The organism is Shewanella sp. GutDb-MelDb (genome assembly GCF_002836075.1).
Lineage (GTDB): Bacteria > Pseudomonadota > Gammaproteobacteria > Enterobacterales > Shewanellaceae > Shewanella.
The window spans coordinates 62320-88479 of sequence record NZ_PJBM01000259.1; the positions used below are offsets into that span (position 1 = coordinate 62320).

Genomic DNA, 26160 nt, shown 5'->3' on the forward strand with positions numbered 1-26160 from the left:
AATATCAGCTATTTCTATGAACATGGCAGAGCTAATCTCATGTTCATATTACGGCAGTCTTTAAAAAGGGAAGCTTAAATTTTTTAGCTGCAAGGGGAAGATTGGAGCGAGTTTTTGATGTTACAGAGAGTAGGTTCGAACTAATGAGCTATATCTTGGAAAAAAGAGGGGATCAACTTTTTCAACAAGCACAACTGAGCTAGGTTTTGTACTGTGAATAGTTCTTAATAGGAGGTTTTTAAGAAAAAGATTGGAGCGAGTTATTGATTTAAACAAGAGTGGGTTCGAACTGATGACCTATACCTTGGCAAAAAACGGTATCAACTATTTCTAAAAACACAACTGAGCTAAGTTTGGAGTTTGGAGTTTGGAGTTTGGAGTTTGGAGTTTGGAGTTTGGAGTTTTACTTGAGGAAGATTGGAGCGACATATCAGGTTCGAACTGATGACCTATACCTTCGCAAAAAACGGTATCAACTATTTCTAAAAACACAACTGAGCTAAGTTTGGAGTTTGGAGTTTTACTTGAGGAAGATTGGAGCGACATATCAGGTTCGAACTGATGACCTATACCTTGGCAAGGTATCGCTCTACCAACTGAGCTAATGTCGCGTAATCTTTTTCATCACACTCTAGCTGTATACATTAACCAAAGGTATCGTTTTCACCTTTAGCAACTGAGCTAATGTCGCGTAATCTTTTTAAATTGGAGCGACATATCAGGTTCGAACTGATGACCTATACCTTGGCAAGGTATCGCTCTACCAACTGAGCTAATGTCGCGTAAATCTTTTAAAAATTGAAACGACACATCAGGTTCGAAAAAACTAACCGATGACCTATACCTTGGTAAGGTATCGCCCTTTTGCTCTAATAAAGAGTCAACTGAGCTAATGTCGCGTAAATCTTTTTAATTTGGAGCGACATATCAGGTTCGAACTGATGACCTATACCTTGGCAAGGTATCGCTCTACCAACTGAGCTAATGTCGCGTAAATCTTTTAAAAATTGAAACGACATATCAGGTTCGAAAAAACTAACCGATGACCTATACCTTGGTAAGGTATCGCCCTTTTGCTCTAATAAAGAGCCAACTGAGCTAATGTCGCGTAAATCTTTTTAAATTGGAGCGACATATCAGGTTCGAACTGATGACCTATACCTTGGCAAGGTATCGCTCTACCAACTGAGCTAATGTCGCGTAAATCTTTTTTGCTTACCGAATTTGGTAATTCAATAAGTAAATATTTGGAGCGACATATCAGGTTCGAACTGATGACCTATACCTTGGCAAGGTATCGCTCTACCAACTGAGCTAATGTCGCATAAATCTTTTTATTACACTCTAGCTGTAAACATTAACCAAAGGTATCGTTCTTCACCTCTAGCAACTGAGCTAATGTCGCGTAATATTTTTTGCTTATGGAATTTGGTAATTCAATAAGTAAATATTTGGAGCGACATATCAGGTTCGAACTGATGACCTATACCTTGGCAAGGTATCGCTCTACCAACTGAGCTAATGTCGCGTAAATCTTTAAATGCTGTCTTAACTATACTCGCTGGATTAAAGGTCTCGTTTCTCACCTTTGCCAACTGAGCTAATGTCGCATTTCAACTTTTTTACTTAATCACTAAGTTTGCCGTTTAGTGAAAAGTTGAGGCCGCATTATAGGAGAATTTCACTGCTCTGCAACCCCTTCTTGCAAAAAAATGACTGATTGCTTAAATTTTGAAAACTTTCGCACGATAAAACTGCAATTCGGCGATAGATTCCTGAATATCGAGTAAAGCTTGATGCGTATTTTGCTTGGTAAAGCCTTTCATTGCTGATGGCTCCCAACGTCGAACTAGCTCTTTTACTGTACTGACATCTATATTTCGATAGTGAAAGAAGTCCTCAAGCGCTGGCATATAACGATTTAAAAAACGGCGATCTTGGCCAATGCTGTTGCCACACATAGGTGAAGCACCCGCTGGAACATACAACGACAAAAATGCGATCGTCTGTTCAATCGCATCTTCTTCTCTAAACTCACTGGCTTTAACACGTTCAACGAGTCCTGATTCGCCATGGTGCTTTTGATTCCAATCATCCATCAATGCAAGTTGTTCATCAGTCTGATAAATCGCAATCACAGGACCCTGTGCGATAATATTCAACTCTTTATCAGTCACTATAGTCGCTATTTCAATAATTCTGTCGACTGCAGGCTCAAGCCCCGTCATCTCAAGATCGACCCAAATAAGGTTGTTTTCATTTATAGCCATAAAGTGACCTGTAATCCTTGTTAGCCTAAATTCAGGCTTTTTTGTTTAAGACGGTGTATCATACTGCTTTTTTAAGCGACAAAAAATCACCTTTATAATTGAAGGCTATTTACGTGAGTAATACGTGAGCAAAAAGAAACCATTAAGCCAAGGTCAGTTACGCAGAATGCGCAACAACCAAAAAAAGAAATTACAGAACAGCGATGCTGGCGAAAGTACTCCTGAATTACAGGATAACTCTTTAGGCCCTGAGCAGTTAGGCACCATTATTTCTCGTTTTGGTCAGCATGCGGATGTTGAGACCGAGACAGGCCATTTAGCGCGCTGCAATATACGCCGTAATATTAAAAGTTTAGTCACTGGTGACAAAGTTATTGTGCGTTTAGCAGTAACGAGTGAATCTGGTGCCAGCCGAATTGAAGGTATTGTTGAAGCCGTTCATCCAAGGCATTCACTACTGTCTAGACCGGATATGTACGATGGCGTTAAGATTATTGCCTCTAATATCGATCAGATCCTTATCGTCACTTCTGTTAAGCCTGCGTTTACCACGCAAATTATCGATCGTTATCTTGTCGCCTCGGAAGATACCGGAATTGCGCCCGTTATCGTACTCAACAAAGTCGACTTGATTTTACCTGAAGAGCTAGCTGAAATAGAAGCTGCACTGCAACGCTATCGCGATGTCGGTTATGAGGTCTATAAAGTCAGTAGTAAAACCGGTGAAGGTGTCGAACAGATAAACCAACTGATGAATGGAAAAGTCAGTGTGTTTGTAGGCCAATCAGGTGTCGGTAAATCATCGATGATCAACGCCATGATGCCAGACGCAGAGTTAGTCATTGGTGATATATCTGAGAGTTCAGGTTTGGGTCAGCATACAACGACCACCGCTAAGCTACTCCACATATCCACCGGCGGTGACTTAATTGACTCCCCTGGCGTCCGTGAATTCGCCCTATGGCACTTACCCGCTGAAAGAGTGGGCCAATGCTTTATTGAATTCAGAGAATATCTAGGGACGTGTAAGTTTAGAGACTGCAAACACCTCAATGATCCTGGTTGCTCAATCACCGAAGCGTTAGCAGCCGGTAACATCAGCGCAGATCGCTACTATAACTACCACAAAATCATTGCCAGTCTGGATGAACAAAGACACGCTCGTCATTTTAGAGCTGGTCCAGACGAATAAAAAATAGAACTTAAAGGAATTTGAAATTGGATAAAGTCAAAATTGCACTGCAATATATTATGCCAAAGCATTTGGTATCACGTCTTGTGGGTAAATTAGCCGCAGCTGAAATGGGTGCTGTCACCACGGCTGCAATTAAATGGTTTATTAAGCAATACAAAATTGATATGAGTGAAGCCGCTCAGCCCGCGCCTGAAGCTTATCCAACTTTCAATCAGTTTTTTACTCGTGCATTAAAGCCTGGCATTCGTCCACTATGTGAAGACAAAGATTACATCATCCACCCGGTGGATGGCGCAGTCAGTCAATTAGGTCCTATTGAAGATGGACGCATTTTTCAAGCAAAAGGCCATGACTATTCATCTCTAGCGTTACTCGGTAATCAGGCTAATGATGCAAAACGTTTTGAAGACGGTGATTTTGCTACCATTTATCTAGCGCCTAAAGATTATCATCGCATTCATATGCCAATAAAAGGCACTCTGTCTAAAATGACCTATGTACCAGGTGAACTGTTTTCAGTTAACCCGCTAACCGCGCAAAATGTTCCAGGCTTATTCGCCCGGAATGAGCGTGTTGTGGCGATTTTCGAAACGGAAATTGGCCCTATAGCAATGGTACTTGTTGGGGCAACGATTGTGGCCAGCATTGAAACAATATGGGCTGGTACTGTTACGCCGCCAACAGGTCAAGACGTGTTTACTTGGGATTATCCCACTGAGGGGCCTGAGGCTCTTACCCTTGAAAAAGGTGAAGAAATGGGACGTTTCAAACTGGGCAGCACTGTCGTTATGCTATTTGCTAAAGACGCACTCGACGAGTTTGCTGACGGCGTAGAGCCAACAAGCATTACCCGTATGGGTCAAGCTTTTGCAAAAATTGAAGACTAATTAACACCATTGAATCCAAGTGATAAAAAAACAGGGCTACTTGAGCTGCATTTAGCGGTACTGCTTTTTGGTGGTACAGCCCTGTTTTCTAAACTCATCCCTTTAAGTGCGTTAGATATTACCGTACTGCGCTGTGTTGTCGCAGCAGCGGTACTCGCACTTATTGTTAAGCTGAGTAAGCAAAAAATAGCACTCGAGGCAGCAAAGGATTATCTCGTCGCTATTGGACTGGGTATTATCGTTAGTTTGCATTGGGTAACTTACTTCGCCTCAATGCAACTATCTTCAGTTGCAATTGGCATGATAGCCTTCTTTACTTACCCCGTTATGACGGTGCTCATTGAGCCATTGGTCACTAAATCCAAACTAAAACTTGCCGACGTCATCAGTGGTATTTTGGTATTGACCGGGGTGGCTTTACTTATCCCAGAGGCGAGTCTTGGCAACGATGTCACCCTCGGAATTGCCATTGGCGTACTCTCAGCTGCGCTATTCACCGCGAGAAATCTATTACATAAACGCTATTTTTCACAATATAGCGGTCAACAAGCAATGTTCTATCAAACCATGGTTGCAGTGCTTTTTCTTGCGCCATGGTTTACCACTGAAGTCAGCAGTATTGAGCTCAATGTTTGGTGGTTAATTGTATTACTCGGCGTGGTATTTACAGCAGCCCCTCATGCGCTATTTACCTCCGCACTGCGATTACTCAGCGCCAAAACCGTCGGTTTAGTGTCGTGTTTGCAACCCTTTTATGGTGCGGTGTTGGCATTACTTCTTCTCGGTGAAGATCTTGAACTCAAGACCGTTATTGGTGGAACATTGGTCGTTGCCACTGCATTATTTGAAACGCAACAGAGCCATAAGTCACAACGGATTAAAAAGACTATATAGATCCATGTATTTATCTGAATAACTTGGCTACTATGAGTAAGTCCTTTTCGATTTATGCAAGCCACTAATCATGCATCGTTTTTTATTGGTTTTTCTGTGTTTTATTTGCACTATAGCCAACGCTAACCCGTCAACTCAACTTGAAAAAAGATTGGGTTTAAGTCCTTCGAGTAATAGCAGTACGCCACAAGAACAACTCGAGCTACTCAACAATAAAATAAGTGAGTTATCTCTCACGGAAGAGAGCGCTAGAGCGCTGGTACAAAATTTTGATCAGCATAAATCGAATCTTCTGAATCAAATCAGAGAGGCGCTGCAGCCGCTCGCATGGTCAAATAAGCAAGACTTGAATCAACAAGGTTCGCTAGCGTACTTACGTTTATCTGAACTAAAAGAGATAGAAGTTAGTTTAAGCAATAAAATCAATAACTTAATAAAATCACTCGACAGCCTCCCCGATGCTTTAAGCAAGGCAAGAGCGACACTCACTAAACATAAAAAAAACCGTATAGCGAGTGATCAAACCCTATCAAACCAAATACTAACTACCCAGGAAATATTATATAAGCAGCGTGTCGCAACGTTAGAGGCGATGTTAGCAAGCAGCCAGAAAGAGATTGATCTCAATCAACTGCAGCTCAAATTGGTACGACAGCAACTACAGCAACAAGAGCAACTCATTGAACGCCTCAATCAAGAGCGAGAGATACAACGGCATAAACGTACAGAAGCAGCTATCGCAAGTAGTTTATTGCCTGAGTCAAATGGCGCTGACCCAATAGCCCAATCACTTAGTGATGCGAATTTAGGCTATGGTGAAACACTAAAATCACTCAACTTAAAAATAAGCCAAGCGCTTACACAACAAGAGCAAGCAGAAGCTCAATACCAAGCTCAAGCTAAACAGCTAACCAATATCCAACAGCAGATAAGTTGGATTAAACTAAACTCCGCTTTTGGCGAGCGTTTTTTACAAATGTTGCAAGCACTTCCTAAGCCGCCAAGCCAAGACCCGGTCCAAAATGACATTGCCAATGCACGGCTAGCGCGCTATCAAATCGAACAGGCACAAACCGTCAGTCTACAACAACTCAACAATGTGCCTAAGCCAACGCAACTGCACGCTAAATTGCTTGTCTCTCAAGAACTCTTATTGCAACAGTTATTACAAAGCTACGATCTTTACTTAAGTGAACTGGCTGATTTAAGAGTGAGTAATGAGCAGCTAAATCAACAGTATTTAACGTTAAGAGATACCCTAAACGAGCACCTATTCTGGGTACCCAATGCTAATCGAATTGGTGGTTTGTGGCTTACCGATCTACAACAAAGTGTACAATGGATGATCAAGCAAGCGCCGTTGCAGCAATTGCAAACATCATTCAGTGAACAGGGGAGCTTATGGTCTTGGTGGTTAATTTTATTCATCGTCAGCCTAATCGCGCAGGATATTGTTACCCCTAAGTTCAAAGCCGCCATGCGCCGCGAGTTACCTTTTGTTGGCAATGTCACCCAAGATAAATTTATTTATACTTGGCATGTGTTCGTTAACTCAGTCAGCTATAGCCTATTAAAGCCATTACCTATTATTTTAGCGGGGGCCATTTTCTATACTTCGAGTCTTAACTTTGTGTCAGCTATTGGCATGGGCGTTATCGCAATAGGGGCTTTTTACCAGCTCTATCGTCTTGTGCATTTACTTGCATTAGATAAAGGACTGTTAATCAACCACTTTAAAGCGCAACGTGATGTTATTCGTGTCGGGCAAGAGCGATTTAAACAACTCACGATTATGGTTATGCCATTTTTAGGATTTGCCGCATTTGCAGAGATCATCGACACCTCTCTTGTTAGAAATAGCCTTGGCCGCGGTGCATTCATTATTTTTTGCTTAATGCTGTTCTGGTTCTATAAAGATATTTTAAACATTGCTAATCGAGACAATAAACATCATCAGAAGGATAAAAATAGAAAACTGATCCAAAAACTACTTTGGGCATTGCTGATAATGACCCCTATTGCCTGTGCGTTATTAGCTTTTCTCGGCTACTACTACACTGCATTTCAAATGTTTTTACAGCTACAGATATCACTCATTTTAGGCTTAGGTTTCTTACTGTTATATCAATTAACCAAACGTTGGATGCTCATTGAAAGACGACGTATTGCGTTCGAACGCGCTAAAGCTAAACGTGCGGAGGTACTCGCCCAACGTGAGAAAGGCGAAGTAAACGCTCCTGAACAATTAGATACCTATGAAGAACCAGAGGTCGATTTAGAGACCATTTCAGGTCAATCTCTGGGCCTAGTCCGCTCATTGTTACTATTGGCATTTTTAGCCAGTATTGTAGGACTGTGGACCCAAACTCATACTGCGTTGTTCTCTTTGCTAGATGGGGTGACGTTATGGTCTAGTAATACCACGCTCAATGGCATTGAGCAGCAATTACCAATAACCTTAAAGTCATTGCTACTGTCATTTATCATTGTTGGTTTTTCGATGATGATAGCCACTAATCTGCCAGGTTTGATTGAGTTAACCATCCTGCAACGGCTCGATTTAAGCCAAGGTACTGGTTTTGCCCTCACGACAGTTAGCCGCTATCTGGTGATCTTCTTCGGTATATTAAGTGGTTTCTCAACACTCGGAATGGAGTGGTCTAAGCTGCAGTGGCTAGTCGCTGCATTATCGGTCGGCTTAGGTTTTGGTCTACAAGAGATCTTCGCTAATTTTATCTCTGGCTTGATCATTCTGTTTGAAAAACCAGTTCGAATTGGTGATACGGTGACGATCAGAGATCTCACCGGAACGGTAAGTAAAATTCAGATCCGAGCAACCACAATTATTGATTGGGATCGTAAAGAGATTATTGTGCCCAACAAGGCCTTTATTACCGAGCAGTTAATTAACTGGTCGCTGTCAGATCCTATTACACGCGTTATTGTTTATGTATCCGTTGCACGAGACTCCGATCCTGCTCGTGTTGAAGCAGCCCTTTATCAAGCGGTTCAAGAGTGTGATGATGCACTTCTAACGCCAGAGCCAGAAGTTTGGTTTGCAGGCTTTGGCCAACATACTCAAGACTTTGAAGTGAGAGCCTATGCAAAAGATATGGGCACTCGTTGGCCATTAAGACACAAACTGCACAAACAGATCAGCAAGAAGTTACGCGATAACGATTTAGAGCTCGCCTACCCTCAGCTAGAAGTTCATTTATCGACGGGACAGAGTAAAGATGTCCAAAGCTTGATAAGAACCTAATACTCAATGACTCAAGAAGCCAACTAATGAAAATATATGCTCATCGCGGCGCAAGTGGCTGCGCTCCTGAAAATACCACCAAAGCTTTTATGAAGGCGGTTGCACTAGGCGCTAAAGCCATTGAGTTGGATATTCATTTGGTCGAAGGCGAACTCTATGTTTTTCACGATAGAAGGCTTGACGCCAAAAGCTCGGGTAAAGGGCTTATCGATAAAGCAACTAAAGATTATTTACTAAGTATCTTCGTCTCTGGTGAAGCGATTCCTAAGCTGACAGAGGTATTAGCCGCGTTAAAGCCTCACAATATTGAAGTCAATATAGAGCTTAAAGGCCTATCGGTGTTGCCCGCCTTTATTAACCTGTACGCTAGTCTGCTCCACGAGCAGAATTATGATCCAAGCTTATTGTTAATCTCATCTTTTAATCACCCGATGTTAAAAGCCTTTAAACAGTCTTTTCCTTGCGCCAATGTGGCGCCACTGATTGAGGGCGTGCCACTTAATTTAGCGCAAGTGGTCACCGATCTCGACGCCTACTCTATCCATTTAGGCCTCAGTTTTGTCACCAAAGAGATGATTAATGATGCACACCAACGCGGGGCTAAAGTTTATGTTTATACCGTGGATTTTGCCGACGACATAACAATGCTGGCGGCACTTGGAGTGGATGGCATCTTTACTAACTTTCCAGATAAAGCCATTACCGCATTAGCGAAACATTAACGGGATAGAATTGAGCCAATGAATAGCCAATCATGCAATTTATAGCTGATAGTTTGAATATCTCTTTCTCAAAATAGTGCAATGTAATCTACACTAGAATTAATGGCTTAAACTTGTTTATTTCGTTGAGCCCAACCCCCTATAGCAAAGAAAACCGCGATAATAAGCAGGAACAACCAGTGTGAAGATACTCCAGCCATATATTGCGCTAGTAGCGGGCTTAACTTCACAATGATTAAGCCATAGCCGAATGCATTTACTAAGACAAAAATGAATGTTCGAATAATAAAAGATCGCCCCGTTAAATAGCGGCGCAAAAAGCGGTTAATATCACTACCAAATACAACAAGTGCACAAGCAATAATTGCAGTTGAAACTTCTGTTAGCCAAGGATAGATAAACGAACCTAAATAGCTAAGAAATTCAATTAATTTAGACATTAATATCCTCAAGTTTAATGATGTAGAGCTAGAATAAAGGGAGTCTGCATGGGACACAAGTTACTATTGCTTACCAGAGAAAATGAACGCTATCGTCAGCTTTTGGCTTCTTGCCATCTGCCTAATATTCACATTCTGGATGATAACCCACAAAATATTTTCAATGCCGACATCTGGCTCGCAGAACCCAGTCTCGCCGCCCCCATATTGCCCCATGCTACCAATTTGAAATGGATGCAGTCGACGTTTGCTGGAGTGGATGCACTCGTAAAACCGAGACAGCGCCGAGACTATGAGCTGACCAATGTGCGTGGCATTTTTGGTCCATTAATGAGTGAGTATCTGTTTGGTTATCTATTGGCGTATCAGCGAGAGCACGTCAAATATAGAAATCAGCAAGCTCAAAAAATTTGGCTTCCGGGTAGCTACAAAACGTTGCAAGGGCAAAACCTATTGCTGTTAGGAACAGGCTCCATTGCTAAGCATATAGCCCAAACAGCTAAACATTTCGGCATGCATGTCATTGGCATTAATCGTGGCGCAAAACCGACAAAAGGCTTCGATGAAGTCGACACGTTAGCCAACCTAACACACCACCTGCCTCGTGCTGATGCTGTCGCCAGTATTTTACCCAGTACCCCTGAAACACGAGGAGCACTCAACCAACATACGCTATCGTTGTTAAAAAAAGAGGTAGTGTTATTTAATCTCGGTAGAGGCGATGTACTCGATTTAGACTCCTTATACATTCAGCTGATCCAAAACCAGCAGCAACAAGCGATCCTTGACGTCTTTAATCAAGAACCTTTGCCTGAGGAACACCCTATTTGGTCACTCGACAATGTGGTGATTACGCCGCATATTGCCGCGCCAAGCTTTCCTGAGCAAGTGGTAGAGATCTTCTCAGAAAACTACCGTAAGTGGATAAAGGGGGAAAAGCTATCTCATCGAGTTCATTTCGAACGCGGCTATTAAACCCGTCTTACAAGCGCAAGAGTCATGAACCGACAAAGCAACATAAAACACAACCAAGTGCGCAAGCTGCCACTGGGTTGTGATCCACTGCAACCTTTTTAATAACGGTAAACCTAACAAACGACTGATAACCATTCTCATTAGTTATTAGCATTGAGAATCGTTTTCATTTATACTGCGTGCATATTCGATTGTTGGATCATTATTTATGTACGTTTGCCTTTGTCATGCCATTACAGATACCCAGATTAAAGAAGCCGTTAGCCAAGGCGATGCTTCATTAGCGGATGTAAAGAAGCGTCTGGGCGTTGCAAGCCAATGTGGTAAATGTGCAAAGATGGCAACTCAAATAATCCAAAGACAAGTCGATATTGAACCCAATTGTTATGAAGTCGCTTAGTATTTAGGAAGCGGTTTATCAATAAAAAATGCAGCCATTTGGCTGCATTTTTATTGTCTATCATTCAGAGGTTTCCGCTACTCTTGCGGCGAACCTTCGCCTAACTCAACACTATCAACACGCTGAAGTCCACGGGGTAACTTAGCTCCTCTACGGCCACGCTCCCCGCGGTAATGCTCCAAATCACTTGGCTTTAAGGTGAGTTTCCGCTTACCGGCCCACAAGGTGACAGACATACCTTCAGGGATCACCTGTAGATGTGTTAGCAACTCTTCCCGGCTTTTAGCGCGTTCAGTCGGTATACCAATGATCTTGTTACCCTTACCTTTGGTCAGCTGCGGTAAAGCATCTAACGAGAAGAGTAACATTCTGCCTTCGTTGGTAATTGCTAGAATAGATTGTGCTGTCGATTTATCGACTTTTTGTGGCAGCAATACCTTCGCATTGGTAGGTAAACTCAACAAAGCCTTACCCGCTTTATTACGCGATATCATATCTTTATTTGCCGCAACGAATCCGTAACCGGCATCTGAGGCTAAAATATAACACTGCTCTTCATCTGCCAGTAATACATGCTCTACCGTTGCACCAGGTGCGAGATTAAAGCGAGTGGTTATTGGCTCGCCTTGAGAGCGGGCTGACGGCAACGTATGGGTTTCAGTGGCGAATGACCGACCGGAAGTATCAATAAACACACTCGGTTGATTACTGCGCCCAGGAGCGGCACAGAGATATTCATCACCCTCTTTATAAGACAAGCTCTTTCCATCAACCTCGTGCCCTTTGGCACATCGTACCCAGCCTTTTGCTGACAATACAACAGTAACAGACTCTACAGGGACAAGTTCTAGCTCCGTAAGCGCTTTAGACTCTCCGCGCTCTACCAGTGGAGAGCGTCGCTCATCACCGTAATTTTCACCATCTCTAATCAGTTCTTTTTTAATTAACGTTTTCATACGACGCTCAGAACTTAACAACAGTTGCAGCTTGTCACGCTCAGCGGCTAACTCATTTTGCTCAGACTGGATCTTAAACTCTTCTAACTTAGCCAAATGGCGCAATTTCAGATCCAAAATCGCATCGGCCTGCTTATCTGACAGATTGAATCTTGTTATTAACTCAGCTTTGGGCTCATCGTGAAATCGGATGATTTCGATGACTTCATCTATATTCAAAAATGCAACCATTAGGGCATCAAGAATATGCAGTCTCGATAAGATTTTATCTAAACGGTATTCTAAACGACGCTTAACCGTTGTGGTACGGAACACCAGCCACTCCGTTAATATTTCAAGTAGACCTTTAACTTGTGGACGTCCGTTTAGACCTAATATATTAAGATTGACTCGATAACTTTTCTCTAAATCCGTGGTTGCAAAAAGGTGTGCCATCATCTGATCACAATCAACGCGGTTAGAACGCGGCACAATGATCATCCGAACAGGGCTTTCGTGATCAGACTCATCACGTAAATCCGTTACCATGGGCAGCTTCTTAGCCTGCATCTGCCCTGCCATTTGCTCTAATATTTTGCCGCTACTCGCTTGATGTGGCAATGCGGTAATCACCACCTCACCATTTTCAACCGTGTATACAGCACGGGCTCTAATCGAGCCTTTACCGGTCTGATATATTTTGGCAATATCAGCAGCTGGAGTAATTATCTCTGCTTCTGTTGGGTAATCAGGTCCAGGAACAAACTCCATCAAACGTGGCAAGTCAGCTTTCGGGTTATCGAGTAACTCGATACAAGCTCCCACAAGCTCCTTAACATTGTGTGGTGGCACATCTGTCGCCATACCAACAGCGATACCGGTAATGCCGTTGAGTAAGATATGAGGCAATCTCGCGGGCATAACTAACGGCTCTTTCATGGTGCCATCAAAGTTTACGCCCCAATCAACAGTCCCTTGTCCAAGTTCACTTAGCAGAACTTCAGAAAATTTTGACAGTCTAGCTTCGGTATATCGCATCGCCGCAAATGACTTAGGATCATCGGGTGCTCCCCAGTTTCCTTGACCGTCGACCAATGGATAACGATATGAGAACGGCTGTGCCATAAGCACCATGGCTTCGTAACATGCACTGTCACCATGAGGATGGTATTTACCGAGCACGTCACCGACCGTACGAGCTGATTTCTTATGCTTTGACGTTGCGGACAAGCCAAGCTCGCTCATCGCGTAAATGATACGCCTTTGTACCGGTTTCAGTCCGTCACCAATATGCGGCAGAGCACGGTCCATGATCACGTACATGGAATAATTAAGGTAGGCCTCTTCCGTGAAGCGGCGCATTGGCATTTGCTCTACGCCGTCTAAGCTTAAATCTATCGCATCACTCATTAATCATTATCCTGTGACTGATTTTTTTGTGTCTCTTTGTAATACAAACGGTAAACGTTACCTTTCAAATCGTCCGAAATATACATGCCACCATCGGGTGCGGTGATCAACGAATGGGGTCTGGCTACCGGAAATTCACCATCTAAGAAGCTAACAACGGTGCTACGCTTGACGACTTGTTTATCTTTTATCTCAAGCATTACTATTTGATAGCCAACTTTACTTGAGCGATTCCACGAACCGTTTTCAGCAACAAACATTTGATTCTGATAACGTTCTGGAAATTGGTCGCCACGATAAAAGTGCAGCCCCTTAGGTCCAACGTGAGCAGGTAGTTCGTATTGGGGAGCGACCACTTTTAAGTTTTTAGGCTTATCATAAGCGGGTTCAATAACATCTTTTCCGTGGATATAGGGAAAGCCATAATGACTGCCTACAGTTTCAACTTTATTAATCTCATCTGGCGGTAGGTTATCGCCCATCCAATCTCGACCTAAGTCTGAAAACCACAACTCTTTATCTTCAACAGACCAGTCAAAAGCCGCAACTCGACGAACACCACTCACAATTTGCTCGCTTTCGCCAGTGTTGACGTCGATAGCAATAATGCTACCAAACGGTGCTTCAGGCTCACACACATTACAGGGTGCACCAATCGCGATGTAAAGCCTGCCATCAGGGCCAAAATGCATGGCACGTTTGCTTTTTTGGGTGTTACCAGGTAAACGATCATAAATTTCTTTCGCTCGGCCCGGACGCCTTAGCCGTGATTCAATATCAACAAATCTTAAGATCCGTTCATCTTCAGCCACATATAAAGCACCATCATGAAAAGCAATCGCTTCGGGGTAATGCAGCCCTTTAGCAATGATATAACGCTTGTCTACTCTACCATCTTGGTCTGCATCCACGAGCGCGGTTATGGTTCCTTCTTTGTAGGAGCCAACAAACAGTGTGCCATTGCTCCCTAAGGCCAGCTGTTTCGCATCGCCCAAATCGGAAGCGAACAGTGTTAAACCAAAGCCTTTAGAGACTGTGATCATCACAGGCTCCGCGGCTATACTCGTTGCGCTACAAATAAGCTGAATCAATATTGCGGACAGGCCGACACATATTTGTTTGGGGTGATTTTTAAACGTCATTATTCTTCTTTTAGTTTAGTGCTCTGTTGAGGTAAGCGATCTATCTAGATCTGCGCTAAATCACCCTTTGTCTCCAGCCAAATTTTTCGGTCGCCAGAACGTTTTTTAGCAAGCAGCATATCCATCAGTGCTAATGTGTCATCAACATCGTCAATGGTCAGTTGAACCAATCGACGCGTATTGGGATCCATTGTGGTCTCACGCAGCTGCAGTGGATTCATTTCACCTAGTCCTTTAAATCGTGTTACTTGGACTTTCCCTTTGCGTTTTTCAGCTGCGATGCGGTCAATAATACCGTCTCTCTCTGAATCATCGAGTGCATAGAACACTTCTTTGCCAATATCGATACGGAACAAAGGTGGCATAGCCACATAAATGTGTCCTTGCTCCACCAGGACACGGTAATGCTTCATAAATAGCGCACACAACAAGGTCGCAATATGCAATCCATCGGAGTCAGCATCCGCTAAAATACAGATTTTACCGTACCTTAATTCAGAAATATCAGTGCTGTCGGGATCACAACCAATGGCAACCGAGATATCATGAACCTCTTGTGATGCCAGCACTTGCGATGCATCGACTTCCCAAGTATTGAGGATTTTACCTCGCAACGGCATAATTGCTTGAAATTCACGATCACGCGCTTGCTTAGCACTCCCCCCTGCAGAGTCACCTTCCACCAAGAACAGTTCGCCACGCATTGGGTCTTGACCACTGCAATCGGTCAGTTTCCCAGGTAATGCTGGGCCAGAGGTAATACGCTTTCGCGCAACTTTCTTTGCTGCTTTTAAACGTTTCTGTGCATTATTAATGCACATATCAGCCAAGGCTTCAGCTTGTTCTGTATTGGTGTTCAACCACAGGCTAAATGCATCGCGTACAATCCCTGATACAAAAGCTGCACATTGTCGGCTCGATAACTTCTCTTTGGTCTGCCCTGAAAATTGTGGGTCTTGCATCTTGATAGACAAGATAAAGGTGCAACGATCCCAGATATCTTCAGGAGTTAACTTGATACCACGTGGCATTAAGTTTCTAAATTCACAAAACTCACGCATGGACTCGAGCAAACCTTGCCTAAAACCATTGACGTGCGTACCACCTAACGGTGTTGGAATAAGGTTTACGTAACTTTCATTTAAGTAATCGCCACCTTCAGGTAACCAAGTGATAGCCCAATCAGCGGCTTCAATATTACCTTTAAAACTCCCTACAAATGGGTCTTCTGGCAACGTAGGGGCACCAGCAATTGACGACTTTAAATAATCTTCTAAGCCGCTTTCATAGAACCACTCTTGTGTTTCATTAGCCTGCTTGTTTACAAACTTAATTCTCAAACCAGGACACAATACAGCCTTAGCTTTAAGCAAATAACTGAGCTTGCTCACTGAGAAGTTGCCTGAGTCAAAATAGCTTATATCTGGCCAAAAATGGACTCGAGTACCGGTATTTCGTTGACCACAGGTGCCAGTGACACGTAGATCTTCCACTTTTTCACCGTGCTCAAAAGCCATATCATAGACTTCAGCATTTCGTCTTACGGTGATTTCAACTCGGTTAGACAGGGCGTTAACAACCGAAATACCCACCCCATGTAGACCACCGGAAAATTGGTAGTTTTTATTAGAAAACTTTCCACCAGCATGCAGCTTAGTGAGGATCAACTCAACGCCGGGGATCCCCTCTTCAGGATGAATATCCACAGGCATGCCGCGGCCGTCATCAGTGACTTCAAGTGAGTTGTCAGTATGTAAGATAACGTCGATTCGACTTGCGTGCCCAGCGAGAGCTTCGTCGACACTATTATCTATGACTTCCTGTCCTAAATGGTTCGGGCGCGAAGTATCGGTATACATACCCGGGCGACGTTTTACAGGGTCAAGTCCGTTTAGGACTTCAATAGCATCTGAGGTGTATTGATTTGTCATGGCACACATATTTTTTTGTTATTCAGGCCATGTTGCGGCCCTACGGGTCTATTTGTCAAGAAAACAGGTATTCACAAATGGAAGCAAGCTGCTTTTCATAGCCTATAAAGCGATGTTCGCCGTCTGGTTCTATTAACAGTTTACAACAATGATATTTCTGTACGGCCTGTTTATAGTCGAGTACTTCATCGCCTGTTTGTAACAGTACATAAAAGCGATCAGGATTCATAATAGCTGCAGTATCGAACTCAGCAATATCCTGTTTATGTTTAGTTGAAACCTGATAGGTTTCATTTGTATAGGGATTGTACTGAGTGCCGATGAATTCATCAAACAGTTCGAAGGGTTTTACCGCAGGATTAATCAAAACTGCGCGCCCACCGTAGTTTTCAGCCAAATAACTGGCAAAATAGCCTCCTAATGAAGAGCCTATATAGCTCACCGGCTTATTTGCAGCTTTGGCTTTTTCTACTATTTGAATCAATAACGCCATCGCCTCTAGTGGCTCACTAGGCAACTGTGGTTGATAAAAGTCTAATTCGGGATAATGTTGCTTAATAAAACTTGCGGTCACAAGTCCTTTGTCTGAAAGCGGAGAGCTATTAAATCCATGAATATAAAGCAGCATAGTTCCTCACGCTGCGGTGTTATATCTTACTTAATAACCGCCAGCTTCATTGTCAGGTGAAAAGTTTTCGCCTGGTACCCGATACACGTTAGTTAGGATGCTACCATCAGACTTAAGCTCCAGCAAACGGTAACCCGGTTGAAGTGCATCTAATGCAAAATAGGGAGACTTAGGTTTAAATTGAATACAAGTCGACGGCGTGGCCATTAACTTGACTGGCCCATGTGGCCCTAGATGAATAGTATCAATACTTTGGTGGATATGTCCCCAAAGTAGCCCTTTGACTTGTCGGTAACGCGAGACCTGCTCAATAAAGTCGCTGCCGTTGTCCATACAGTGTTGATCTAACCAAGCACAACCCGCAAGAACAGGATTGTGATGCATCACCAGCAGGGTGTAGCGGTTAGGTTCAGCTTTAATGGCATTATCAATGAGACTTAACTCGTCATCCGACATATGCCCACCGGGCCTGCCTCTAACCGTAGAATCCAGCATAATAATTTGCCAATTACCTGCCAGTATCCTTTTTTGCCCATATACTTTCTCACCCTGCATGTGCAGATTCATAATACGGGGGTCATCATGATTCCCAGGCAAGTAATGACAAGGCAAGTTTAACGGGGTAATAGCATCGACAAAATTATGGTAAGACTGGTTTGAATAGTCTTGACTGATATCCCCTGTCGCCAACATAAAGTGTGCCGGGTAATCAACAGCAGCAATGGTATTCAATACTGCATTCAAGCTATGGGAAGTGTTCAAACCTAGTAACTGGGCTTCAGGATCAGCAAAAAGATGAGGGTCAGTGACTTGCACCATTCTCACACTGCCTGACTCAGAAATTGAATAAGAGATTGCCTCTTTTAGCAAAGTAATTACCTAAATACCAGATTAACAAATAAATTTAGTTAAGTTATCTATCTTCAATAACTCTTCAAGAAACGCATTCACTTGATACTTTTCATCACGATGATGCATATACATATTTGGATAATCATACACTGGACGTAATTGGTAAATCTGTTGACTAGTTAACACTTCTGCTAATTTAGCATCATGATAAACGCGAACTGATACTTTGGGCCTTGACACTAATGCATGATCGCCTGCACACCTTGAAATTTCGACCAGTTGAGTATATTTAGTATTTTCCAACAGCCGAACATCCAGCCGACCAAACTCACCAGCAACTTGCCAATGCTGACCTTCGCAAGGCTCTTGTGTAAGCCAACGCTGAATATGCATATAGTTGCGAGCACAGACAGCCAAAAACTGACTGATATTGGGCTGGTACTTGTTCTTGCGGACGTATGTGACTTTTGACACGATATAGTTCCAAGGATCTTTTAAGCCGAGCAACAATGATCATTTTTCACTATTGCGTTTAATCAAATCTCGATAGTTCAATTGCAGCCATTGCAGGCCAATGACGGTGGAGGCATTATCTATCAGTCCATCTGTTAACATTTTGTAAGCTAATTCTCTGTCCACTACATGGACTTTTATGTCTTCATGCTCCTCAGGTAAACCGTAGTTTCCACCCGCATTTGATGAATCCACTGCAGCCCAATAAAAGTCAAAGCGCTCGCTTGTACCACCTGGGCTTGAAAAATACTGATTCAGCTTAGTAACACTCAACGCGTCAAGACCGGTTTCCTCTTTAAGCTCTTTAATGGCAACATTTTCAGATGTTTGACCCGGATCAATCATCCCGGCGACTAATTCAAACAACCAAGGCGATTTAGCGCTGCCGAGCACTGGTATGCGGATCTGCTCAATCAGCACCACTTTATCTTTAATCGGGTCGTAGGGTAACACAACGACAGCATGTCCTCTTTCAAACACCTCTCTTGTGACCTCACCACTCCAACCGCCGTCAAACAGCCGATGTTTAAAGCGATACTCTTCCATTTTGAAGAAACCTTTATATAAGGTTTTCTTAGCGAGCAATTCAACATCTTTATGACTAAAAGTATTGTTCATTTATTCCCCTAAACCTACTTGTTTATCAAGGTGTTTATGCCAAAACAAAGCAAAGTAAATATATTAATACTAAGATAAAAGGCAGATCTGATTATTGCGATAAAAAACTGTTACACTTCATAGTTGACTTAGGAATTGTAGGTTTTTACTATCTACCCACTAAGTTTAGATGTATTGGGAAGCGTCGGGAAGCGCAAACCGCCTAACTTTTCATTTTAAGTTAGGCATAACTAAACAAAACAAAGTTAAATTCGCTCCTCAATGGGGAATTTTGTCTAAAAGGACAGCAAATGAAATTCAAGATCCGCTATCTATGTGCCGCACTGACGCTGGCCGTCTCTGCTCAGGTCGCACATGCCGACGACCTTCTACAGATATATCAACAAGCATTAACCAGTGATCCTATTGCGCTGCAAGCCAAAGCACAGCGTGATGCACTTTATGAGCAAATAGAAGAGCAACGTGCACCGCTATTGCCAACCATTAGTGCCAATGTCGGTTACGATAAAGCGTGGAACGATAATTCAGCAAACACCGCTGAAGATACCAGCGGCATCGTTGGTGGCATTTCTTTAAATCAAGTTATCTATGATCACAGTGCATGGGTAGGTTTAAGCTTGGCAGAAAAAGCGGCATCTCAAGCTGACTCTGCATATGCATCTTCGCTGCAAAATTTGATTATCCGTGTCACGACAGCATACTTCGATGTCCTTACCGCAAAAGATAACTACGAGTTCCAAGGTTCAGAGAAACGTGCAATTGATCGCCAACTTGAACAAACAAAACAACGTTTTGCCGTAGGTCTTACCGCGATTACCGACGTGCATGAAGCTCAAGCACAATATGATTTGGCCAACGCAACTGAAATTCTAGCTGAAAATACACTTGCCAATAGCTATGAAGCACTGCGTGAAATTACCGGTATTGATCATAAGAATATTAATATCTTAGACACTAACCGTTTTTCAGCAGCCCCCATTGCCCCCGCAATATCGGCTGACTGGGTCAAAATAGCAGAAACCAATAACGTTGATTTAATGACAACACGTATTGGTAAAGATATTGCCGAAGAGACCATTACGCTTTATAAAGCCGGTCACATGCCTTCACTTAGCCTAAATGCAGGATATAAGAAGGGAATTGAACAAGACACCGGTGGTATTAACCAACCTGACTTCGATAATGGCACAGTTGGTGTCACACTGAGCATTCCTATTTTTGAAGGCTTTAAAGTCACTTCTCAAGTCAATCAAGCTCAGTATCAGTATGTTGAAGCAAGTGAGAAGCTTGAACAGACACACCGTAAAGTTGTTAAAGATATCCGTAATAACTTTAACAACGTTGGCGCTTCGATCAGTTCAATCCGTGCATATGAGCAATCAGTGATCTCATCAGAGAGTGCACTAAAAGCAACTCAAGCCGGTTTTGAAGTGGGCACTCGTACTATCGTTGACGTGTTAAACCGTACTCGAGACTTATACGATTCAAAACGTAAACTGTCTGATGCGCGTTATGGCTATATCAATTCAATCATTGCGCTTAAGCAAGCTGCAGGTACATTGAATGAAGATGATATTAGCAACATTAACAGTGGCCTAATAGCACCACTGTAAATGCTAAGATAGATTATTGAACAATAAAAAGCCCGCTGTTATCAGCGGGCTTTTTTAATACTCAAAATATTGTTGTTTAACTGGCGGTCAATTTTTCTGCAAGACGAGTCGCATTGCGTGCCGTTATTCCGTATATCGACAATTGCGGGTTTGCACCTAAACTCGTGGGAAATATGGATCCATCCATTACCGATAAGTTTTCAAAGTAGTGAGACTCACCGTAACTATTGACCATCGACATTTTAGGGTCTTCCCCTAACGGACACCCTCCCATCACGTGTGCAGAGGCAACAACCGTCTTTAATGGCGCCAAGTCCATCTCCGCAATTGCCTTTTTAGCTTCGGGCCAACTGTTTAAATAAGGCATGCCCTCACTAATGGGTAACACCTTGTTGGCTCCGGCGGCAAATTGCAGCTCAGCCATACTGGCGTAAGCGCGTCTTGCTGCTCGCCAAAAAGCATCCGTGAGCGGGTAGTCTAACGTACTGCCATGATCGGTTAACTTAACCTCACCGCCAGGACTGTTCTCATGATAACCATCTCTAACCAACGCGATGGTGACTTGTAGTTGGTTAAAGTTCGCCATTAATTCAGCATGACTTTGTCCGTAACCTATCGTTTTGGATGCGATCAAAATAGGATGAATGGGCGGTACTTCTAGCTTATAACCGAGCTCGCCATCGACGCCATTTTTCCATACAAACTCATCTGAATAAATGGATTGTGGCGCGCCACTATGACCATTAATGGGATCAGAGAAAATAGCACCACTAAGTAAACTGGGATGCAGGAAAGTCCGTTTACCGATAATCTCATATGGATCAGGTAACTTTGAGCGCAACATTATCGTCGGTGTATGGATTGCACCCGCGGCCAGAATATAGTGCTTTGCCTTGAAGACGATCTCCACCGGTAACGGTTTCATATTACTGTCTAATGCCTGTGCTTTTAATGCATAAATTTTGTCATTATGATGCTCAAGCTTCATCACTTTGGCCTGACTGACCAGTGTCGCGCCCTGCTCTAACGCAGCAGGTATTGTGGTTACCAACATTGATTGTTTAGCATTCACCGGGCAGCCCATACCGCAATACCCTGTATTCCAGCACCCTTTTACATTGCGCTTAATAACAGTGTAATCCCAACCTAACTGCTCACACCCTTCTTTTAAAGCGGCATTATTGCGATTAGGATCGAATGTCCATTCACTGATATTGAGCCGCTGTTCCATTTTTTTGAACCAAGGTGTCAACTCATCTGTTGAAAGTCCGACGACCGATTTTTTTGAGGCCCAATAAGCTAAAGCGGGATCTGGAGTTCGGATAGATGTCGTCCAATTAATCGTAGTGGAGCCCCCTACAGCTCGGCCCTGAAAAATACCAATCGCTTTATCGGTTGTCTTCATTCCAGCTGCTTGTTGGTAGAGATCAGGATAAGCGGTCCTCTCCTCCATAACAAAGTCTTTAGAAGACTTCAGAGGCCCGCCCTCAACAATAATGACTGACAAGCCAGCATTAGTGAGGATCTCTGCGGCAGTTCCGCCTCCAGCGCCACTCCCCACAATAACCACATCAGCTTCAAACGTTTGATTTGATGTTAACTGTCCCGCATTAATATGCGCCCAGCCCGAATTTAGCCCAGTAACAATCGGATCTTCAATGGCCACAAATTACTCCTCACAACCGACACGGTTTACGAATAACATCAATTAATCTCCTCAAGAAAATCGGGCTTAGCGTAATGTAATCGGCTCCAATGCTCCGGGTCCGAGTAATAGCTTGCCATGACCAACTCTCTTAAGCCTTGATAAGCTGTCACCATCATTTCGATATAGCTTGTACGCCATCCTTGCAGCATCTCTATTAATTCCACGCTGTTACGCATCATCAGTGGCGTCATGCTGCCCGTAAGAATTAACAGTCCTAATCGCCCTTCTAATAAGTCTAACAACTGTTCAAGCTCGGCCTGGCTATCTTCGGGTAACAACAAGATCGTTTGTTCAATAGCATCTAAGGTGCGGTTTTCAGCATCTCTTTTTAACCCAGGTACGTCAGGTAGTGCACCGTCGAGAAATACTGGCAGTAATACGCTAAAAAGCAGTCGATGTTTACCATCAAGCTTAGGATTGACATTGATGTAATCGGTAGAACAATAATTAACGCCTAGTGCTAGGCATGCCGTTCCAGCTAATGCAGTCGTTATAAAAGTACGTCGTTCCATCTTGTCCTCTTATTGTTATTATTGGCTTTTTATAAAAGCTGACGTTGATAAAAGGTGGGGTTTTCATCTTGCCTAATCACCACTAAGACACTGAGTTAAAGCGCTCCAAATTTGCTTTTTCGATCTGTGTTACACTCTTGTCATAATAACAATTAAACACACGTTTTAATTTTCAGCAATAGCCAATTATGATGACACACAAATTTTCACCTGCCTGGTGGGCTAAAAACCCCCATATCCAAACGATTTTACCCGTGCTAACCAAAGTGGACAGACCACCGTTAGAAAGGGAAAGATTAGAGTTAGACGATGGTGATTTTATTGATCTTGACTGGCAAGGTAAGCCCCAAACAGGCCAGGTCATTGTTGTTATCGTACATGGCCTAGAGGGCAGTTCAGCGTCTCATTATGCACGCCGTATTCTGGCCGAATGTAAAACGCAAAAACGATGCGCCGTCGTACATCATCATCGAAGTTGCTCTGGCGAATTAAATAGGCTGGTCAGGGGTTATCATAGCGGTGATACTCAAGATATTCAGGCGACTCTGATGCTACTTAAACAACGCTATCCGGACTCCCCTTTACTGGCTGTGGGGTATAGTCTTGGTGGTAACGTTTTGATTAAGTATCAAGGCGAACAACAAGAGAAAAGCTTAATTGATCGAGCCGTTGCCATCTCTGCACCGTTACACCTTGCTGCATGCGCTAAACGCCTAGAGAGCGGCTTTTCAAAGATGTACCAGAGCTATCTAATCAAACAACTGCAGGAGAAGATGATTGGCAAATTATCGACTCCAGCACTACAAGCCCTAATGCCTATTGGCAAAGCTGAAATTGAAAAATTGACCACTTTTTATGCTTTTGATGATCAGATAACGGCGCCACTGCACGGTTTTAATGGTGTGGACGACTATTACCATCGCGCCAGCGGTCTTCCCTATTTGAGCACAATTCAAAAACCAACCTTAGTGATCCATGCCAAAGATGATCCCTTTATGACCCATGCAGTGATCCCGACGAGTGACCAGTTAGCGGCACAGGTCGAATATGAATTACATGAGAATGGTGGCCATGTCGGCTTTATTGAAGGCGGTACGCCATGGCGCCCACGCTACTATATTGAAAAGAGAATTTTGTCTTTTTTAACCTCTCACCTCAATCAACCTGAGAATAAACCATGCTAGTTCCGTATGAATCATTAAACCAATTGCCCCCTGAAACATTTGAAAACATTATCAAAGAGTTTCTCATTGGCCAGCTAGAAGATGGCAGTTTTTCAGGTACTGATGCAGACAGTATGAAGAGTGCGATTTCGACCTGTCGTGCCGCACTCGCGCGTGGCGAATTAGTGGTCGAGTTTAGCGAAGAGGAAGAATCTATCGCAATTAGGCGTAAAGAAGATATTGTAACAATGGATCCAGCTCAAGATTGACCTGAGAGATTCGAATACGTATAACTATACCCAATCAACTTCAAGATGTATGATTTCAGTGGGAATTAAAAGTGACTTAAACAAGGCTTTGGGCGCAGCGCAATAGCTGGTCTATTGTCAAGTTCAGTTACGCGGTTTAAATCACTTTTAAACCCACCCAAAGGGAGCGCCTGAGCAAAGCCACTTTTTCGTTGCGCAGTTTGATAAGGGAACAACCATTATTACAACTGTGCGCCTTGAATTGGCTCCGCTCAGGCAGCTCTGAAACAGGCACTTTGAAGTAGAATGGGTATAAAATTCACATACAGTTTTTGAAGAACCAGATTTGTTGCAGGATCAAAACCATTAGCCATATTTGGCGGTGTCCAGGTGATATTCAACTGTCTCTATTTTAGGTAAAAAAATGTCAGCGAAACATCCTATTATTGCTGTTACAGGCTCATCCGGTGCCGGTACGACAACGACAACAACTGCATTCAATCATATCTTTAGGCAACTTGGGATTAATGCAGTCATTGTTGAAGGCGATAGCTTTCATCATTTCACTCGCCCAGAAATGGCGGTGATGATCCGTAAAGAAAAAACTGAAAATCGTAACATCAGTTACTTTGGCCCTGAGGCCAACGATTTTCAACGTTTAGAGCAATGCTTTAGCGACTATGGCAGCACAGGCCAAGGTGAGACCCGCGCATACCTGCATACCTTTGACGAAGCCGTTCCATTCAACCAAATGCCTGGCACTTTCACCCAGTGGCATCCACTGCCCGAAAATACCGAAATGCTTTATTATGAAGGTCTACACGGCGGCGTAGTCACCGATGATTGTGACGTGGCACAGCATGTCGATCTGCTGATAGGTATGGTACCTATTGTTAATTTAGAGTGGATTCAAAAGATTATTCGTGACACTTCTGAACGAGGTCATAGCCGTGAAAAAGTCATGGACTCGATAGTGCGCAGTATGGACGATTATATTAACCATATGACACCACAATTCTCTCGCACCCATATTAATTTTCAACGGGTGCCAACCGTAGATACCTCGAACCCTTTTAGTGCAAAAAGCATCCCGAGCTTAGATGAGAGCTTTGTGGTGATCCGTTTTCGTGGCATTAAAAACGTCGACTTCCCTTATTACTTGCGGATGATCCAAGGCTCCTTTATGTCTCGCATCAACACGTTAGTGGTGCCAGGTGGCAAGATGTCGTTGGCTATGGAACTGATCCTAACCCCACTGGTTAAGGACTTAATGGATAAACGACTGCAGCTAATCACACCAGAAAATGAGTAATTCAATCCGACGATTCACAGTCTTAAGATTTGTTTAAGGTAGGTTCTGTAGACTTTGGCTTATCGGGATTTCAGGCGAAAGAACGATAAGTTAGCATGCTCTTGGCGGTGAATTCCCCCATCTTGATCTGTTTATTACCTTGGGCATGCTGGCTAACCTCTAAATAAAGTGAATTCCACATCCATGTTGATCTGTTCATCTCCTTGAAGATGCTCGCTAACCTCTAAATAAAGTGAATTCCACATCCATGTTGATCTGTTTATTACCTTGGGCATGCTTGCTAACCTCTAAATAAAGCGAATTCCACATCCATGTTGATCTGTTCATCTCCTTGAAGATGCTTGCTAACCTCTAAATAAAGTAAATTCCATCCCCATGTTGATCTGTTCATCTCCTTGGAAATACTGGCTAACCTCTCTTAACAATCAACATCCATATTGATTTGTTCATCTCCTTGAAGATGCTTGCTAACCTCTAAATAAAGTAAATTCCATCCCCATGTTGATCTGTTCATCTCCTTGAAGATGCTG

The 26160-nt window shown here is 43.1% G+C and carries 23 protein-coding genes and 8 tRNA genes; 11 read left to right on the forward strand and 20 right to left on the reverse strand.

Annotated features, from left to right (window positions below; translation table 11 throughout):
• Positions 1 to 535: 535 nt before the first annotated feature.
• The 9 genes from CXF82_RS19085 to orn form a co-directional block, all read right to left on the reverse strand.
• Positions 536 to 611 (reverse strand) — tRNA-Gly (locus CXF82_RS19085).
• Positions 612 to 706: 95 nt separating this feature from the next.
• Positions 707 to 782 (reverse strand) — tRNA-Gly (locus CXF82_RS19090).
• Positions 783 to 802: 20 nt separating this feature from the next.
• Positions 803 to 899: transfer RNA gene (locus tag CXF82_RS22400), tRNA-Gly, on the reverse strand.
• A 16-nt stretch (positions 900 to 915) separates the two neighbouring features.
• Positions 916 to 991, reverse strand: a tRNA-Gly gene (locus tag CXF82_RS19095).
• A 20-nt stretch (positions 992 to 1011) separates the two neighbouring features.
• Positions 1012 to 1108 (reverse strand) — tRNA-Gly (locus tag CXF82_RS22405).
• A gap of 16 nt (positions 1109 to 1124) precedes the next feature.
• Positions 1125 to 1200, reverse strand: a tRNA-Gly gene (locus CXF82_RS19100).
• A 48-nt stretch (positions 1201 to 1248) separates the two neighbouring features.
• Positions 1249 to 1324, reverse strand: a tRNA-Gly gene (locus CXF82_RS19105).
• A gap of 128 nt (positions 1325 to 1452) precedes the next feature.
• A tRNA-Gly gene (locus CXF82_RS19110) sits at positions 1453 to 1528 on the reverse strand.
• Between the two features lie 196 nt (positions 1529 to 1724).
• On the reverse strand, positions 1725 to 2270 hold the full coding sequence (orn, locus tag CXF82_RS19115) for an oligoribonuclease (protein WP_102044765.1): 546 nt from the start codon (positions 2268 to 2270) through the stop codon (positions 1725 to 1727).
• Between the two features lie 124 nt (positions 2271 to 2394).
• Between orn and rsgA the strand changes: the two genes are divergently transcribed.
• The 5 genes from rsgA (at position 2395) to CXF82_RS19140 (ending at position 9230) form a co-directional block, all read left to right on the forward strand.
• Positions 2395 to 3462 carry a small ribosomal subunit biogenesis GTPase RsgA gene (rsgA, locus tag CXF82_RS19120; protein WP_101092535.1) on the forward strand — a complete coding sequence of 356 codons (1068 nt, stop codon included), beginning with the start codon at positions 2395 to 2397 and terminating at the stop codon, positions 3460 to 3462.
• Between the two features lie 26 nt (positions 3463 to 3488).
• The gene (gene asd, locus CXF82_RS19125) at positions 3489 to 4352 is read left to right on the forward strand and encodes an archaetidylserine decarboxylase (protein WP_101092536.1); all 864 of its coding nucleotides are present in this window, start codon (positions 3489 to 3491) and stop codon (positions 4350 to 4352) included.
• A gap of 9 nt (positions 4353 to 4361) precedes the next feature.
• Complete coding sequence (locus CXF82_RS19130) at positions 4362 to 5246, forward strand: DMT family transporter (protein ID WP_101092537.1); 885 nt, start codon at positions 4362 to 4364, stop codon at positions 5244 to 5246.
• A gap of 70 nt (positions 5247 to 5316) precedes the next feature.
• On the forward strand, positions 5317 to 8508 hold the full coding sequence (locus tag CXF82_RS19135; RefSeq protein ID WP_102044766.1) for a mechanosensitive ion channel domain-containing protein: 3192 nt from the start codon (positions 5317 to 5319) through the stop codon (positions 8506 to 8508).
• Between the two features lie 26 nt (positions 8509 to 8534).
• Positions 8535 to 9230 (forward strand): glycerophosphodiester phosphodiesterase, encoded by a 696-nt coding sequence (locus tag CXF82_RS19140; RefSeq protein ID WP_102044767.1) that lies wholly within the window; start codon positions 8535 to 8537, stop codon positions 9228 to 9230.
• Positions 9231 to 9337: 107 nt separating this feature from the next.
• On the opposite strand, the gene CXF82_RS19145 is transcribed toward CXF82_RS19140, so the two are convergent.
• Positions 9338 to 9670 carry a DUF3392 domain-containing protein gene (locus CXF82_RS19145; protein WP_102044768.1) on the reverse strand — a complete coding sequence of 111 codons (333 nt, stop codon included), beginning with the start codon at positions 9668 to 9670 and terminating at the stop codon, positions 9338 to 9340.
• Positions 9671 to 9718: 48 nt separating this feature from the next.
• Here CXF82_RS19145 and CXF82_RS19150 point away from each other — a divergent pair, with 48 nt between their 5' ends.
• Both CXF82_RS19150 and CXF82_RS19155 read left to right on the forward strand, forming a co-directional pair.
• Positions 9719 to 10645, forward strand: a complete 927-nt coding sequence (locus CXF82_RS19150; RefSeq protein ID WP_101092541.1) for a D-2-hydroxyacid dehydrogenase — start codon at positions 9719 to 9721, stop codon at positions 10643 to 10645.
• A gap of 208 nt (positions 10646 to 10853) precedes the next feature.
• Positions 10854 to 11045 (forward strand): bacterioferritin-associated ferredoxin, encoded by a 192-nt coding sequence (locus CXF82_RS19155; RefSeq protein WP_101092542.1) that lies wholly within the window; start codon positions 10854 to 10856, stop codon positions 11043 to 11045.
• Positions 11046 to 11122: 77 nt separating this feature from the next.
• Here CXF82_RS19155 and parC read toward each other — a convergent pair whose 3' ends face one another.
• The 7 genes from parC to nudF are packed head-to-tail and all read right to left on the reverse strand — an operon-like array spanning position 11123 to position 19074.
• A complete protein-coding gene (parC, locus tag CXF82_RS19160; protein ID WP_101092543.1) occupies positions 11123 to 13390 on the reverse strand; it encodes a DNA topoisomerase IV subunit A in 2268 nt (755 codons plus the stop codon).
• Entirely contained in the window at positions 13390 to 14532 is a 1143-nt protein-coding gene (locus tag CXF82_RS19165) for a PQQ-dependent sugar dehydrogenase (RefSeq protein ID WP_101092544.1), read from the reverse strand. The genes parC and CXF82_RS19165 overlap by 1 nt, the downstream gene beginning before the upstream one ends.
• Before the next feature lie 44 nt (positions 14533 to 14576).
• Positions 14577 to 16463: a DNA topoisomerase IV subunit B gene (gene parE, locus CXF82_RS19170; RefSeq protein WP_101092545.1), complete on the reverse strand. Its 1887-nt coding sequence runs from the start codon at positions 16461 to 16463 to the stop codon at positions 14577 to 14579.
• A gap of 55 nt (positions 16464 to 16518) precedes the next feature.
• Complete coding sequence (locus CXF82_RS19175) at positions 16519 to 17091, reverse strand: YqiA/YcfP family alpha/beta fold hydrolase (RefSeq protein WP_101092546.1); 573 nt, start codon at positions 17089 to 17091, stop codon at positions 16519 to 16521.
• Positions 17092 to 17121: 30 nt separating this feature from the next.
• Positions 17122 to 17961 carry a 3',5'-cyclic-AMP phosphodiesterase gene (gene cpdA, locus CXF82_RS19180; RefSeq protein ID WP_101092547.1) on the reverse strand — a complete coding sequence of 280 codons (840 nt, stop codon included), beginning with the start codon at positions 17959 to 17961 and terminating at the stop codon, positions 17122 to 17124.
• 21 nt (positions 17962 to 17982) lie between these two features.
• Positions 17983 to 18417, reverse strand: a complete 435-nt coding sequence (locus CXF82_RS19185; protein WP_101092619.1) for a DUF1249 domain-containing protein — start codon at positions 18415 to 18417, stop codon at positions 17983 to 17985.
• Positions 18418 to 18456: 39 nt separating this feature from the next.
• A complete protein-coding gene (gene nudF, locus CXF82_RS19190) occupies positions 18457 to 19074 on the reverse strand; it encodes an ADP-ribose diphosphatase (RefSeq protein WP_101092548.1) in 618 nt (205 codons plus the stop codon).
• 290 nt (positions 19075 to 19364) lie between these two features.
• Here nudF and tolC point away from each other — a divergent pair, with 290 nt between their 5' ends.
• Positions 19365 to 20687 carry an outer membrane channel protein TolC gene (gene tolC / locus CXF82_RS19195; protein ID WP_102044769.1) on the forward strand — a complete coding sequence of 441 codons (1323 nt, stop codon included), beginning with the start codon at positions 19365 to 19367 and terminating at the stop codon, positions 20685 to 20687.
• 76 nt (positions 20688 to 20763) lie between these two features.
• Here the strand turns inward: tolC and CXF82_RS19200 are convergent, their stop codons facing one another.
• Positions 20764 to 22353: a GMC family oxidoreductase gene (locus CXF82_RS19200; RefSeq protein ID WP_102044770.1), complete on the reverse strand. Its 1590-nt coding sequence runs from the start codon at positions 22351 to 22353 to the stop codon at positions 20764 to 20766.
• Positions 22354 to 22391: 38 nt separating this feature from the next.
• Positions 22392 to 22907 carry a TAT leader-containing periplasmic protein gene (locus tag CXF82_RS19205; protein ID WP_101092551.1) on the reverse strand — a complete coding sequence of 172 codons (516 nt, stop codon included), beginning with the start codon at positions 22905 to 22907 and terminating at the stop codon, positions 22392 to 22394.
• Between the two features lie 191 nt (positions 22908 to 23098).
• Here CXF82_RS19205 and CXF82_RS19210 point away from each other — a divergent pair, with 191 nt between their 5' ends.
• From CXF82_RS19210 to CXF82_RS19220, 3 genes are all read left to right on the forward strand, one after another.
• Positions 23099 to 24091, forward strand: coding sequence for a hydrolase (locus CXF82_RS19210; RefSeq protein ID WP_101092552.1), 993 nt, complete (start codon positions 23099 to 23101; stop codon positions 24089 to 24091).
• Complete coding sequence (locus CXF82_RS19215) at positions 24085 to 24339, forward strand: YheU family protein (protein ID WP_101092553.1); 255 nt, start codon at positions 24085 to 24087, stop codon at positions 24337 to 24339. Before CXF82_RS19210 ends, CXF82_RS19215 begins: the two co-directional genes overlap by 7 nt.
• Before the next feature lie 403 nt (positions 24340 to 24742).
• On the forward strand, positions 24743 to 25630 hold the full coding sequence (locus CXF82_RS19220; protein WP_101092554.1) for a phosphoribulokinase: 888 nt from the start codon (positions 24743 to 24745) through the stop codon (positions 25628 to 25630).
• Positions 25631 to 25700: 70 nt separating this feature from the next.
• Here the strand turns inward: CXF82_RS19220 and CXF82_RS22665 are convergent, their stop codons facing one another.
• The gene (locus CXF82_RS22665) at positions 25701 to 25829 is read right to left on the reverse strand and encodes a hypothetical protein (RefSeq protein WP_257982825.1); all 129 of its coding nucleotides are present in this window, start codon (positions 25827 to 25829) and stop codon (positions 25701 to 25703) included.
• Positions 25830 to 26160: the final 331 nt, after the last annotated feature.

Bases quoted from the DNA above. Each gene is read 5' to 3' on its own strand.
- orn (WP_102044765.1), bottom strand. From the start codon at position 2,270: ATGGCTATAAATGAAAACAACCTTATTTGGGTCGATCTTGAGATGACG.
- CXF82_RS19135 (WP_102044766.1), top strand. From the start codon at position 5,317: ATGCATCGTTTTTTATTGGTTTTTCTGTGTTTTATTTGCACTATAGCC.
- CXF82_RS19140 (WP_102044767.1), top strand. From the start codon at position 8,535: ATGAAAATATATGCTCATCGCGGCGCAAGTGGCTGCGCTCCTGAAAAT.
- CXF82_RS19145 (WP_102044768.1), bottom strand. From the start codon at position 9,670: ATGTCTAAATTAATTGAATTTCTTAGCTATTTAGGTTCGTTTATCTAT.
- CXF82_RS19150 (WP_101092541.1), top strand. From the start codon at position 9,719: ATGGGACACAAGTTACTATTGCTTACCAGAGAAAATGAACGCTATCGT.
- CXF82_RS19155 (WP_101092542.1), top strand. From the start codon at position 10,854: ATGTACGTTTGCCTTTGTCATGCCATTACAGATACCCAGATTAAAGAA.
- parC (WP_101092543.1), bottom strand. From the start codon at position 13,390: ATGAGTGATGCGATAGATTTAAGCTTAGACGGCGTAGAGCAAATGCCA.
- CXF82_RS19165 (WP_101092544.1), bottom strand. From the start codon at position 14,532: ATGACGTTTAAAAATCACCCCAAACAAATATGTGTCGGCCTGTCCGCA.
- parE (WP_101092545.1), bottom strand. From the start codon at position 16,463: ATGACAAATCAATACACCTCAGATGCTATTGAAGTCCTAAACGGACTT.
- CXF82_RS19175 (WP_101092546.1), bottom strand. From the start codon at position 17,091: ATGCTGCTTTATATTCATGGATTTAATAGCTCTCCGCTTTCAGACAAA.
- nudF (WP_101092548.1), bottom strand. From the start codon at position 19,074: ATGAACAATACTTTTAGTCATAAAGATGTTGAATTGCTCGCTAAGAAA.
- tolC (WP_102044769.1), top strand. From the start codon at position 19,365: ATGAAATTCAAGATCCGCTATCTATGTGCCGCACTGACGCTGGCCGTC.
- CXF82_RS19205 (WP_101092551.1), bottom strand. From the start codon at position 22,907: ATGGAACGACGTACTTTTATAACGACTGCATTAGCTGGAACGGCATGC.
- CXF82_RS19210 (WP_101092552.1), top strand. From the start codon at position 23,099: ATGACACACAAATTTTCACCTGCCTGGTGGGCTAAAAACCCCCATATC.
- CXF82_RS19215 (WP_101092553.1), top strand. From the start codon at position 24,085: ATGCTAGTTCCGTATGAATCATTAAACCAATTGCCCCCTGAAACATTT.
- CXF82_RS19220 (WP_101092554.1), top strand. From the start codon at position 24,743: ATGTCAGCGAAACATCCTATTATTGCTGTTACAGGCTCATCCGGTGCC.
- CXF82_RS22665 (WP_257982825.1), bottom strand. From the start codon at position 25,829: ATGAACAGATCAACATGGATGTGGAATTCACTTTATTTAGAGGTTAGC.